Annotated in this window: 10 protein-coding genes and 1 other RNA gene; 1 reads left to right on the top strand and 10 read right to left on the bottom strand. The window is 46.6% G+C overall.

Annotated features, from left to right (window positions below):
- Positions 1–432: 432 nt before the first annotated feature.
- From AC6B99_RS16090 to AC6B99_RS16050, 9 genes are all read right to left on the bottom strand, one after another.
- The gene (locus AC6B99_RS16090; RefSeq protein WP_056032458.1) at positions 433–2,121 is read right to left on the bottom strand and encodes an S-layer homology domain-containing protein; all 1,689 of its coding nucleotides are present in this window, start codon (positions 2,119–2,121) and stop codon (positions 433–435) included.
- A 132-nt stretch (positions 2,122–2,253) separates the two neighbouring features.
- Positions 2,254–3,186 carry a 5'-nucleotidase gene (locus tag AC6B99_RS16085; protein ID WP_056032461.1) on the bottom strand — a complete coding sequence of 311 codons (933 nt, stop codon included), beginning with the start codon at positions 3,184–3,186 and terminating at the stop codon, positions 2,254–2,256.
- A gap of 499 nt (positions 3,187–3,685) precedes the next feature.
- On the bottom strand, positions 3,686–4,780 hold the full coding sequence (locus tag AC6B99_RS16080; RefSeq protein WP_056032463.1) for an endonuclease NucS domain-containing protein: 1,095 nt from the start codon (positions 4,778–4,780) through the stop codon (positions 3,686–3,688).
- A 307-nt stretch (positions 4,781–5,087) separates the two neighbouring features.
- Positions 5,088–5,453: a transfer-messenger RNA gene (gene ssrA / locus AC6B99_RS16075) on the bottom strand.
- Positions 5,454–5,663: 210 nt separating this feature from the next.
- Positions 5,664–6,143, bottom strand: a complete 480-nt coding sequence (gene smpB / locus AC6B99_RS16070) for an SsrA-binding protein SmpB (RefSeq protein ID WP_056032466.1) — start codon at positions 6,141–6,143, stop codon at positions 5,664–5,666.
- Between the two features lie 192 nt (positions 6,144–6,335).
- Positions 6,336–6,536: a cold-shock protein gene (locus AC6B99_RS16065; RefSeq protein ID WP_028609190.1), complete on the bottom strand. Its 201-nt coding sequence runs from the start codon at positions 6,534–6,536 to the stop codon at positions 6,336–6,338.
- 274 nt (positions 6,537–6,810) lie between these two features.
- Positions 6,811–9,987, bottom strand: a complete 3,177-nt coding sequence (gene rnr, locus AC6B99_RS16060) for a ribonuclease R (protein ID WP_494863565.1) — start codon at positions 9,985–9,987, stop codon at positions 6,811–6,813.
- A 174-nt stretch (positions 9,988–10,161) separates the two neighbouring features.
- Positions 10,162–10,398, bottom strand: coding sequence for a preprotein translocase subunit SecG (secG, locus tag AC6B99_RS16055; RefSeq protein ID WP_046234099.1), 237 nt, complete (start codon positions 10,396–10,398; stop codon positions 10,162–10,164).
- 110 nt (positions 10,399–10,508) lie between these two features.
- Positions 10,509–11,294 (bottom strand): TIM barrel protein, encoded by a 786-nt coding sequence (locus AC6B99_RS16050; RefSeq protein ID WP_494863563.1) that lies wholly within the window; start codon positions 11,292–11,294, stop codon positions 10,509–10,511.
- A 119-nt stretch (positions 11,295–11,413) separates the two neighbouring features.
- Between AC6B99_RS16050 and AC6B99_RS16045 the strand changes: the two genes are divergently transcribed.
- The gene (locus AC6B99_RS16045) at positions 11,414–11,764 is read left to right on the top strand and encodes a hypothetical protein (protein WP_496663714.1); all 351 of its coding nucleotides are present in this window, start codon (positions 11,414–11,416) and stop codon (positions 11,762–11,764) included.
- A 339-nt stretch (positions 11,765–12,103) separates the two neighbouring features.
- Here AC6B99_RS16045 and eno read toward each other — a convergent pair whose 3' ends face one another.
- Positions 12,104–13,396 (bottom strand): phosphopyruvate hydratase, encoded by a 1,293-nt coding sequence (gene eno / locus AC6B99_RS16040; RefSeq protein WP_046234101.1) that lies wholly within the window; start codon positions 13,394–13,396, stop codon positions 12,104–12,106.
- Positions 13,397–13,424 lie beyond the last annotated feature (28 nt).

Genomic DNA, 13,424 nt, shown 5'->3' with positions numbered 1-13,424 from the left:
GCTTCTACGGGTGTACTGCCCGGTCCTCTGATTCCAACATAGCGTTCCCTCGCTTCTAATTCCGATCGAGAGGTGTGAAAGAAGCAATATTCACGACTAGGCTCTTCCCGATGAAGTTGACTGTACCGGCGAAGGGCTTCTGATGAATCAGCAAACGTATCGATTACAACGACTTCCTCAATGTAACGATGACCTCTTTCTGAGTGAGCCTTGTAAGCCTCCAAGAAACTTCAATATATATATTCATTGCAGCATAATTAAAATTCAGAAGAATAGAGACCTCAGCGAACCCCTGTACGAAGATCACGCCACACAGACATCTACGGGTGTAGTCACGATTTTGATGTCACCTTCGGAAAGCCTCCCCACTCTAGACCTTGGTAGTCTTCAGCACACCCTAGGTGCAGTTATAACCGTGTATCACGATGCAGTTTAGGTAACTTGACCTGAAATTTGACCGTACAATCGAACGATTGTAATTACGCTCATCTCTCTTGTATAATGGGCCTTTGGACTAAAATTATTATTCCCTGTGCCTTTCATGATTTCATTTGTTGTGCAAAAATAAACTGATTCTTCCGCCCAAGCAGAAATTTGATTATGATCGGTGAAGGATTTATTGGAATCTACCCTAATCTCGCTGTCTATTCCGATAAATTTTGACGTTTTCATTAAAATAAGTGACGCTTGTTCTCTGGTTATAAGACCATTCGGATTAAACCTACCATCTCCAACTCCGGTAATTATACCGAATGCAGCGATATTTAAAATGTTATTGTCGTCTGTATCATTAAAGGGTTCTGCCAATTTCAAGCCTTTCTCATTCATGATTGTATCTAATTCCTTGCCTGTTGTTGTTTCTATTAATGGGACAATTAAGGATATAAATTCTCCTCGTGTTATATTTTTCTCATATCCAGATTGCATCGACAAAGGTAATAGTTTATTTTTAATCGCAAAAGATACATCGTCTTTGGCCCAAACCGACGGAAAGGAAGCCGTCGTATAAGGGATTGCGACGTTATCCATTATCTGAATAGGTGTAGGATGAGGATCGTAATCGAATGTGTCAAGAGCTAATTCTCCCACACCATTAGATCCAGAGCCCATCAGGTTGCCATCGGATTTTAATGCGAACGTAAAAGCCGCTTTTGCCGTAATATCTATGACATCATCAAGAACTTTTTGAGGTGTATAACGCGACTCTGTTGAGCCATCCCCTAACTGTCCTTCTTGATTACCGCCCCAGGTCCATAGACTATGATCCTTTTTAATGACAGCTATGTGATTGCGTCCATCGACCTTTATAACATCACTCATAATCTTAACAGGTGTAAACTGTGCCTTCACTATACTTTGACTTCCATCAGCATAGGGCTTAAACGCCCACGTCTCTCCTTTACCTGTAAATAGGAGACCATCTTCATTCTTGCCCCAACCCCAAAGGGTGCTGTCCTTCTTAATTGCAAATGCGTTACTGCCAATCCCGTGAACGCTTTTTACATCCATCATTATTTTAACTGGTGCGATTATATCAACCTCTTGCGTCTTAATTCCTAATCCGCCAGAATAGTTATCTCCCCATCCCCAGAGTGAGTCATCCTCTTTCAAAGCATAATAGCAATTAAGATTAGCACTGATTTGTTTTACTCCAGACATAACTTGTTTGAAACTCTTGTTGTCTGCATAGGCAGGCTTCACCCATACGGTTCCGTCTGTTTTCAGTACTAACACTTTACTGTACGAAGCAGTAGCTTCTCGAACCCCCTCCATTACTTTAATGGGTTTTGTAACGCCTTGGTCGTTTTCATCACTTTGTATAGACCATAGACTGTGATCTGATTTAATGGCAAAACTACTCCACCAATTTCCATATACGGCTATGACATCATCCATTAATTTGGATTTGCTTGCTCGTTGAGGAGATTGATCACCTCTAGAATCATTAAATGTGCCCTTTCCCCAATACCACAGACTCCCATCTTTCTGGATTGCAAGTACACGTCCGTTCGCACTAGCAATCGTATCTCCGAATTTTCTTTCTGCTGCTAATACATTAGAAGGAACTAAAGAGAAAAATAGCGCCATAGTAACAAGATATGCCAATAATCCTTTTTTCATAGTTGGTACCTACTCCTCCGAAAGAAACTTGATCCATAGGACAGACCGTATTAATTAGAAATAAGCCACCAATGCTGTGCAAAAACACAATTCGCCGCTATGTATTAGTTAGGATGTTTTTGGGGGAGGTGTCTACGATTCAACCTTATTAGCAACCCCAAAAGGAACATGCGCAGTTGGAGAAACACTCGATACTCCCTCAATATGACCTACCTGATCGTCGAAAAAGATATGTGGACGAAATACCTTTAATACTCTCCCCTTCTCTATTCCGCCAAGGAAGAAAGCTTCATCGACCAGTATACCAAGAGTTCTTAGTGTGGTTACTACGCGTTCATGTGCTGGTGCATTTCTAGCAGTTACTATAGCTATTCGAATACGTGGGGAATAAGCATTATCCTTCTGCTTCTTTTTCCATTCACGTCGCTGAAGAACGGCTATTTCACCAAAGAATTTAAAAAGCGGTCCGGGCGGCAGGGCTTCACTTGCCTTTTGTCTCTCATTCTCATGAAAGCCTTCCATTCCAAGAGCCTGATAAATCCCTTCCGCTGAATCGTCTGCAATGATACCATCAAAGTCAAACGCAATCCGAAGCTCCAACTCTTTCTCATCATCAACAAATTCAGTAGGAAACACCTGGGCGGCTGGCAAGCCCATTTCGATGGCAGATCGCACATCGTTAGGATCTGCCGAAAGAAATAATGAAGCGTTAAATGCATTCATGTAAATGAAAGGATTCGATCCTGCAACGAATGCAGCACGCGATATGGTAAGTCCATAATGTTGAATAGATTTGAAAACACGAAGACCCGTATCGGGATCATTCCTCGACAATAGCACGACCTCAACCGGTTGGTCGGTCGGATCATCACCATTGATCATGAGTAAACGTTTGATCAATGGAAAAGCAACTCCCGGTTCTAGCACATCCTGTTCATGATCATGTTGATATTGGCGATATTCTTCCTCTCCCTTTTCCTTAAATACCTTGTCAGACTCCTTCAAGTTGAAAAGGGCACTCGAAGCGACAGCTACTACAAACTTTTCTTCAATTGGAAAAGGCATGTTCTCCCCCTTACTGTTAAATGTGAGATAGTAAATTCCAGTGAGGAAAAGCCAGTCCTTTCCCGTTGATTATTATCTCATATAATATTACATTATTGATTCGACAATATCTTCCACATTCCTCCACTTATAAACAAAAAAGTACCTACCAGCGTCGCATTGACGTAAGTCAGGTACTTCTTTAGCCACAAACACGTTGGCCCCTATCCAGTATTATTAGTTGTGGTTTTACAGGGACAAGGGTTCACAAGAGCGAGGGAATCTGAACCCCTGCCCGAAGATCACGCCACACAGGCTTCTACGGGCGTAGTCACGAATTTGATGTCACCCGAGTATCGACCCGTAAACGGCTATACGTTGGGTCAGCCTGATTATCCTCTTCAGCACACCCCAAGCGGAGATGTGACAGCGTATCCCACTACTTGTTAGACCCTAATTCTATCACATGGGCGATCCAATACAGGTTAGAATCACGCACACAGGTTATTTTGTTTTTATTTTATTGTATTTGCCAAATGCCTTTTAAACGGTTAATGGTATGAACCCATTTGGAAGCACGCGGCTTACAAACGGTGTTTTGGTTTCCGAAAAATCCAATCTCAGATATAGCTTTATTCGCAGGCAGAGCCTCTATCCAGTTCACTTTCACAATGAACTCGGCCCTATCATCGTCATACAAGAAGTCTTGAAAGTAATTTGCATTATTGCTAAGCTGATATATATTCTGTTCCTTTCCATTTTCTTGGAAGAAAACTTCATCTGCCTTTTTAGCTGTATCCGTAACACTTCCAACACCAACATAACCAATACCAGGAATGTTAACCCAAACACGGTCTCCAATAGACAACTGATTAAGTGTACGTGAGTACCACTCCCCGCCGCCGCCTGAGATAAATCCGTATTTTAAAGCATCAGGCCAACTACGATTTATTCCATCACCGAAAGATACATAATACTCTCCGTTCCAAGGCTCCTTATCTTTAACTACGATAGATGCATTGTCTAAGGTTTCTTGTGGATCAATCATCCATGCACGGCTTATATATTTAGTAGAATCCTCTTCAAAAACAGTAAAGAAGATGACGTTTATCGGTATTAAAGAATCACTTAGATACTCTACAATTCTTTCTGTGCTTGAATCCAATTCAGTTGCTACAATAACGATCTGATGGGAGTGATTAATACTTTCTTCTTCGAGGTTAATCTTAAATTTATCATAATATTCCTCCTCTAAACTATTTTGTTTTTGAGAGTATCTAGCTATATAAGTCTCATATATTGCAGATATTTGACTTGCTGACAAGTTCTTAACCCATGATGCATAGTCCAGGCCCTGTGCCACAACTTCTCGACTTGTCTTATGTTTTTTTAATTCAATAATGATTATAGAGCCGCTATTATCAATTGCTAATAAATCAATGTATGTATTAAACTCGGTCATGACTTGTCTTCCGATGATCAGCCAATTGTCATCCAGTATAGCTGGGTTTGATTGAATGATATTTTCAAGTTCGATTTCCAAATCTAACGTAATATTCTTTACTTGTCTGACCTCATCACCAGCAACTCTCCATATTCCATGCTTGATAGCCATTATACTCATCTCATTTCGTTTTAAAATTCAACTAATATCATTATAACTCTACTATTAGCTCTAAGCCCGAGTGTTATTAGACAGTACCGAACAAACCATAACGGTTTAAATTCAAAAAGCATCCGATTCTTATGACTAGCTTATCATTGATTATACAAGTCTTTTCTTGAGCTATACATTGAGAAAGCGATTGTATTATCACCTTTTCCCTTCATCATACCAGGTGGAAAAACTTATTACCTTAAATTGCACTTTGATTCCAAGCAAACAAAAACGGACACCGAATGGTGTCCGTCACTGGTACTACATATGGAGGCGAGGGGAGTCGAACCCCTGTCCGAAGATCACGCCACACAGGCATCTACGGGTGTAGTCACGATTTTGATGTCACCCAGGAGGACGCCTCGTAACCGGCTTCTTCCAAGGTCAGCCTGATTGTCTTCTTCAGCTCACCCCAGGCGGAGATGAGACAGCGTATCCCACTACTTGTTAGCCCCTAGTCTAGTCACATGGGCGATGCTAGGTAGGAGCACGCTCACAGTTTCTTAGGCTGCGAAAGCGTAGTTTGTTTGTTGTTTGCCATTTAATAGGCTTTAGCGTTGATGAAGTGGACGCGTCCCCACTACCCGCAACCCGCGCTCGTCCTATCCCCGTCGAATCCAAGAACGCCCCCGAGTTGGCATAAATGACTCATCCTTGCCAGCTCATAAGAGCCGCAACCAGATCATCATTTAGCTAAGAACTTGCTTCGTTACTTTGTTAGTATAACACGATTCAAGGAATAATCCCTAAAATGTTATTGGTACTGTTAGTAAAATTCAACACGCTTTCCTTGAAAATCTACAGACGCTCAACTTTGCGCTTGCACTCAGGATCTTCGCGCTTAACGTATAATCTTCTGCTTCTCGCGCAGCGCACGCTGAATATCACGCTGGGCATCACGCTTTGCCGCGGAATCGCGTTTGTCGAACTGCTTCTTACCTTTACCTAGCCCAATTAGAAGCTTCGCGTAACCATTGCGCACGTAAATCTTCAACGGCACAATCGAATAGCCTTCCTGCTTGGATTGGCCGAGCAGCTTGTGAATCTGAGCTTTATGAAGCAGCAGCTTGCGGGCACGCGTCGGATCCGTTGGATTGTGACGATTCCCCTGCTCGAAAGGGCTGATATGCAAGTTGTGGATGAAAATTTCGCCGTTACGTATCGTCGCAAATGCGTCGCTAATATTGGCTCGTCCGTTGCGGAGCGATTTAATTTCCGTCCCCATTAGCACCATTCCCGCTTCATACGTGTCTTCGATGAAATAATCATGGGAAGCTTTTTTATTTTGCGCAAGCTGCTTGCCGTCGTTTTTCTTGCCCATTCTTATCACCTCGACATCATCATTAGCTCCAGAAAATTGAAAAAGCCGCTAGATATATATTGTAGCAATTTTTGAAAATGAAAGCAAGAAAGCAGCTGCCATATTATAAAATATGGTTTGCTCGTCAAAAGCATAAAAAGCCGCTCCGACCTTACGGTCGAAAGCGGCTAAATTTCGCAGTTGATTAAACTACTACAGTTTTACTACGTTTTCAGCTTGTGGTCCGCGGTTGCCTTGAACAACGTTAAATTCTACGCGTTGTCCTTCTTCCAGCGTTTTGAAGCCTTCGCCAGTGATTGCGCTGAAATGTACGAATACATCGTTGCCGCCTTCAACTTCGATGAAGCCAAAGCCTTTCTCAGCGTTAAACCATTTAACTGTACCTTGTTGCATTTGTAAAACCTCCAAAAATAAAATTAATATGCGCCTGTTTCGTTTTGAGAAACAAAAAATTCACACATTGAAAAAGGTCCATGACTGTAATGACACCCTTTTCAATATGTGAATTCAGGTCCATATCATCAATTGCTTTGAGTGTACTATACCCATATTCAAAAAGCAAGCGACAAGCTTAAATAATTTCTAAAGCTTGGCCCGCTGTACCAGCGCTGCTGAGCCTCTGTATGAGGGGCAGCGCTGATGCAAGGGACTTTACAACTATTTTGTTTTATTTACGTTTTTTTCTAACAAAAGCAGCCGTTGAATTGTTGCCTCCGTTTTTCTTCTTGCGCTTCCTCTTAGCCGCATCTCCGCCTGCTCCAGCAGCATCTGGCGAAGCCTGCCCACCAGGGTTGGCGCCGCTGGTTGAGCCTGGCTGCGCCGCCTGGCGCCGCTTGCCGCCTTCAAAGCCACGGCCGGCTCCGCCGCTTCGCTCGCCGTCATCGCTGCGACGGCTGCCTCCTCTAATCGGCAGCCCCCACATATCCGTGCGCGGCGCTCCTTCGCCGCCGCGCCCTTCGCCTCGATCCTGCGGCTCCGCCCGCACGATCCGCTGCGTCTGCTCCGCCGGCGCAAAGCTGCCGCCAGCGTCGCCCTTGCGCCCGCGGCGCGGCGCGTTCCCGCCGCCGCTTGCGCCTGGCGCAGCTCCGCGCCCAGCGCCCTTGCGCTGGCGCTTCGCGCCTTGGCCGGCTCCGCCGGCCTGAGCAGCTGAGTTCCACCACAGCTGCTCCTCACCAGCGCCGCTATCCTGGCGCTGGCTCTCTCCTGCCGGACGGCTTAGCGCGTCCGACAACCCCGGCGCGGCGCCATCACCCTCGCGCCGCTGCCCCGCACCAATGTCGTCGCGCTTGCCGCGACGACGCGCCCCGGCAGCAGCACCATCCAGCTGCCACGGGTTCTGCCCATTTCCGGCCAGACCGCTGCTTTGCTGGCCGCCATCTCTTGCTCCTGCTTTACCGCTGTTCCCTGCTCTGCCGCTTTTCCCTGCTCTTCCTCCATGCCCTTCATTCCCGGCTCTGGCGCCTCTCGCTCCATTGCCCGCTTTGGCGCCTTTGCCGCCCTTGCCTTTAAAGCCGCCGTAGCCGCCATTTCCGCCCTTGCTGCCAGCAGCGGTACTGTCGCCCTTCGCTCTAGTGTCGGTGCCCGCACCGCCACCGCTGCTGCGTCCGCCTTTGTTAAAGCCGCCGCTGCGCCCGCGCCCGCCGCGCGATGCGCCGAACCCAGCATCAGCGATGCCTTTAAAACCGCTGCGAGGCTTCATATCGACCATTTCAAAATCAATCGTATGGTCATTCATATTCACATTGCCAATGCGGATTTTCACCTCATCGCCAATCCGGTACACCTTGGAAGTACGTTCGCCGATAAGCACCATATGCTGCTCTTGGAAGTGGTAATAATCATCCGTCAGATCGCTCAGACGAATAAGCCCTTCCACCGTATTATCCAGCTCGACAAACATCCCGAAGCTGGTTACGCTGCTGATAATGCCATCGAATTCCTCGCCTATTTTATCAAGCATGAATTCGCATTTTTTCATCTGCTCGGTGTCACGCTCGGCATCAGCCGCTACCCGCTCACGCTCAGATGAATGCTGCGCGATATCCGGCATGCGTGCAGTCAGCGCCTCATTGCGCTTCTCGCTGAGCGCTCCGCCGCCCTCCAGCACCTCGCGAATGACGCGGTGGATAACCAAATCCGGATACCGGCGAATAGGCGAAGTAAAGTGCGAATAAAATTCCGCTGCCAGCCCAAAATGTCCCAAGCTTTGCGCATCATATTTCGCCTGCTTCATCGAGCGAAGCATAACGGTGGAAATAACCGTCTCTTCCTTCGCGCCTTTAATTTCCTCCAACAGCATTTGCAGCGCACGCGGATGGACCGAGTTGCCTTTGCCCTTCACCACATAACCGAAGTTCGCAGCAAACTGCATGAAATGCATCAGCTTCTCCTGATCCGGGTCTTCATGAATCCGGTATAGGAAAGGAACGCGCAGCCAGTGGAAATGCTCGGCAACCGTCTCGTTCGCCACAAGCATAAATTCCTCAATGATCTGCTCCGCGATGGAACGATCCCTTTTCACAATATCGACTGCCTTGCCCTGCTCATCAACGATGACCTTCGACTCCTGAAAGTCAAAATCAATCGCGCCCCGCTTCATCCGCTGCTTGCGAAGCTTCATCGCCAGCTGCTCCATCAGCGTGAACATATCCAGCAAATCAGCGTAGCGCTCCTTCAGCTCGGTTTGCGGCTCCTCTTCGGTTGCCGTCAGCAGCTTGCGAACGTTCGTATACGTCATGCGCTCCTTCGTACGAATAACACTCGTAAACACATCATGGCGCACGCGTTTCAGCGTCTTGGCATCAAACTCCATCTCGCAGGAAAGCGTCAGCCGATCTACTTGCGGATTAAGCGAGCAAATGCCATTCGACAAGCGATGAGGCAGCATCGGAATGACGCGGTCCACCAAATAAACGCTGCAGCCTCTGCGGAAAGCTTCTTGATCGAGCTCGGAGTTTTCACGCACATAATAGCCGACGTCTGCGATATGGACGCCCAACAAATAATTGCCGTTGTCCAGCACCTTCACATGGACGGCGTCATCCAGATCCTTAGCATCCTCGCCATCAATCGTTACGATGACCTCATTGCGCAGGTCACGACGGCCCTGCTCTACAATTTCTTCCTCGGTAATCGAATCAGGAGCCGCTTCCGCCTCTGCATCCACCTCTTCCGGAAAGCCTTCCGGCAGCTGATGCTTGCGGATAATCGACAAAATATCGATGCCTGGATCATCCTTATGGCCAAGGATTTCAATAATTTCGCCTTGTGCCGCTGAACGGCCTTCTGGATAGGTAACGATGCGCACGACAACCTTTTGACCGGATACAGCGCCTTTAAATTCATTTTTCGCGATGAAAATGTCGCGGTTAATCCGTTTGTCATCCGGCACAACAAAGGCATACACTTCATGGCTTTCGAAAGTGCCGACCACCTGTGTAACCGCTCTCTGCACAATGCGGACTACCTCGCCCTCCAGGCGGCCTCCAGCTTGGCTCTTGGACGTCACGCGCGCAAGGACAATATCGCCGTTCATCGCGCTGAGCTGATCATTGGCGTGAATATAAATGTCAGGATGCTCTTTGTCGTCAGGAAGCAGAAATGCGAAGCCTTTCGCATGCACCTGCAATTTTCCGCGCAGCAAATTCATCCGTTCCGGAACGCCATAACGGTCATTGCTCGTACGGAGGATTTTTCCGCTATCCTCCAGATGGGTAAGCAGTTGCAAAAAAGCTTTGAAATCAGCAGCCTCCATCACGCCAAAATGCTGCTCCAGCTCCTGATAAGTCATCGGTTTATAAGCGGTCTCCCGCATAAAATCAAGCAATTCCTGCTCTTGTGTCATTAGTTTCCTCGTCACCTCATATACCGGAGGCCATTCTATCAGCACTTGCAACCGGTTGATAGATTATCATATACCAATTAGTATACACGAAATTACCCAATCGCATCCGCGAAACAACGAAAAAACAAAAAAAGTGGAGGAAGCTCCCCCACTTTTTGCATTCAATACAGATTATTACTGTTGTACGACGTAAGCAACAACGAGCGACAGGACGAAAAATCCAACAGCCAGTGCAATCGTCAAACGCTGCAGGAACAAGTCCAAACCACGCGCTTTCTGCTTGCCGAACAAATGCTCAGCGCCACCACTAATGGCTCCGGACAATCCCGCGCTTTTACCTTTTTGCAGCAATACGACCGCAATTAGGCCAACCGAAAAAATAACCAGTAAAATTTTCAAAGCTATATCCATTCAATCCACCTCCAGCATAGGAGCTCCATTAAAACATATAAAATGATTGTATCACAGCGATTTACTGAAAACAATACTTTGCTGTTTAACCCTAACATTTCCTGTTACGGCTATCCCTTGGCTGGCTGCGGTCCTTGCATGAGCCTTTGCATAAAATGAAAGCTCATCTCTGCGCTTTTCAGTGACGTTTCCGTAAACTGCTGCTGCTCAATAATGATATATTTTACTCCCGAATGTTTTACCACCTCATACAGCTCGGTGTAGCCGACATCTCCTCTCCCGAGCTCCGTATCCTTGCGTCCCTCCTGAAAATCTTTAAAATGGACGAGCGGCAGCCGATCCGAATAATATTTCACGTATTCAGCCGGGTCATAACCCGCCATGTAAATCCATCCCAAATCCAGCTCCGCCTCTAACAAATCCGCAGGCACAAGCTCCAGCAGGTGCACATACAGCGGCTTGCCTTCAACCTTTTTCCAATCCGCATCATGGTTATGCAGGCATAGCTTTATGCCCTGCTGCTTCGTTTGCCAAGCACATCGCTCCAAAATTTCTGCCAAATATTTAATATCGTCCATTTTCGGCACCTCTGGCACAGGAACCCAAGGCACGACCATGTATTTCAGCCCAATCTCATTTGCATATTCAACCTGCTTCTCGAAGTCTGATGGAATTTTTTTTATATTTTCAAAATTAAGCGGGATGTGCGCGGAAGGCGCAATGAGCCCCAGTGAATCCAAACGCTCTTTCAACCTTCTTGCCGGTGCGTGAAAATAACCCCCGAATTCGACCGCTTTATAGCCGATTTCAGCTACCTTGTCCAGAGACCCCAGTAGGTCGCTTTCTGTAATGTCCCGCAGCGAATACATTTGCAGACTCAGCACTTGTTTATCCATAAAATAACACCTCCTTTTCTGCTCAAATCCAGCAACCATTTGCAAAACAGGCTCGTCATTAGAGGTGACCAAAACAAGCAAAGGCTTCGCACACTACTTATGCAAAGGGGGATACTGCTTTGTTTATCATCATTTGTTTGGCCGGGATTATCCTAACCATGATTGTTCTCAAAAAGGCTGGCGCCTTATACATTTACTCGAAAGGCGTGTTCATTTCCGTCATTGTTACGCTTATAGCTGCAATTGGTCTTTCACAAAATTATTTATACAGTCTGATTCCCTCGTTCGAGGACGGTATTGCCGTTTCTAATTTTATTGCCTATTGGATTATTGGCGATGACGGCTGGTCGGTGAGGCTGTTTCAGCAGTATTCGGAAGGGTCGATAGTGCTGGCTATTGGTTTGCTGGTTATCTACATTATTGTGCATAGTGTGGAGTTGGCTGTTGGTCGTAAGACGGTACGGCGATAGGTGGGTGGAAGTCTGCTGAAAAGGATCTGCGCTGCGTAAAAGGGTTGGGATTCGATCGCTGTTGCCTTTGGAAATCTTTGAACAATAACTGCTTTAGCGGTAGATTTCCAACGACAAATGCGAACGCTGCGCTTCTCCACTCCAACCCTTTTACTCCGCTTGTCTTTTCAGCAGCTTCCCACACTTTTACATACCAAAAATCCCTGCTCCACAATATTTGTGGGCAGGGATTTTTTAAGTACATAAGTGCATAAAAGCTTATTCGCATTGATACTTGCTCATTTAGAGAAGACCAGAGTACTGGACAATCAAACTGAACAAGCTGTCATTGGTTTAAGCTTATTTGAAGTTTTTGAGGTTGTAGAATGCAGATTTACCAGCGTATTGAGCTGTAGCACCCAGTTGGTCTTCGATACGAAGCAATTGGTTGTACTTCGCTACGCGGTCCGTACGGGACGGTGCACCTGTTTTGATTTGGCCAGCGTTTGTTGCAACTGCGATGTCAGCGATTGTGCTGTCTTCGCTTTCGCCGGAACGGTGGGAGATAACCGCTGTGTAACCAGCGCGTTTCGCCATTTCGATTGCGTCGAATGTTTCAGTAAGGGAACCGATTTGGTTAACTTTAACCAGGATCGAGTTGCCCACGCCTTTGTCGATACCATCGGACAGACGCTCAGTGTTTGTAACGAACAGGTCGTCACCAACGAGTTGAACTTTGTCGCCCAATTTTTCAGTAAGCAATTTCCAGCCATCCCAATCGTCTTCGGAGCAGCCGTCTTCGATTGTGATGATTGGGTATTTATCAACCCATGAAGCAAGCAGATCAACGAATTCAGCAGGCGTGAAGGATTTGCCTTCGCCTTCCAGATGGTATTTGCCATCTTTGAAGAATTCAGTCGAAGCTACGTCCATACCGAGGAATACGTCAACGCCTGGCTTGTAGCCTGCGCTCTCGATAGCGGAAATGATTGTAGTGATTGCTTCTTCGTTCGAACCAAGGTTAGGAGCAAAGCCGCCTTCGTCGCCTACAGCTGTGTTCAGGCCTTTGTTTTTCAGAACCGATTTCAGGCTGTGGAAAATTTCAGCGCCGATACGAAGAGCTTCTTTGAACGTTGGAGCGCCAACTGGCAGAACCATGAACTCTTGTACGTCGATGTTGTTGTCCGCGTGCTCGCCGCCGTTGATGATGTTCATCATTGGAACTGGCAGAACTTTAGCGTTGAATCCGCCCAGGTAAGTGTACAGGGATACGTTCAGTGCATCAGCAGCAGCGCGAGCTACAGCCATCGATACAGCAAGAATCGCATTAGCACCCAGCTTAGCTTTGTTCGGCGTACCGTCAAGCTCGATCATTTTGCGGTCGATAGCTACTTGATCAAGAGCGTCCAGACCAATGATTTCAGGAGCGATAATCGTGTTAACGTTATCTACTGCTTTTTCTACGCCTTTACCAAGGTAACGGCCTTTGTCGCCATCACGAAGCTCAACAGCTTCGTATGCGCCAGTGGATGCGCCGGATGGAACGATAGCGCGGCCTTGGCCACCGGACTCTAGGGATACTTCTACTTCTACTGTTGGATTACCGCGGGAATCCAATACTTCGCGTGCATATACGTCAACGATAATAGACATGTTTGAACACTCCTCTTAGTTTAATGAT

This window comes from Paenibacillus liaoningensis, from assembly GCF_059609455.1.
The sequence above is the reverse complement of the archived record's forward strand: the minus strand, read 5'-3'. Positions and strand labels throughout refer to the sequence as shown.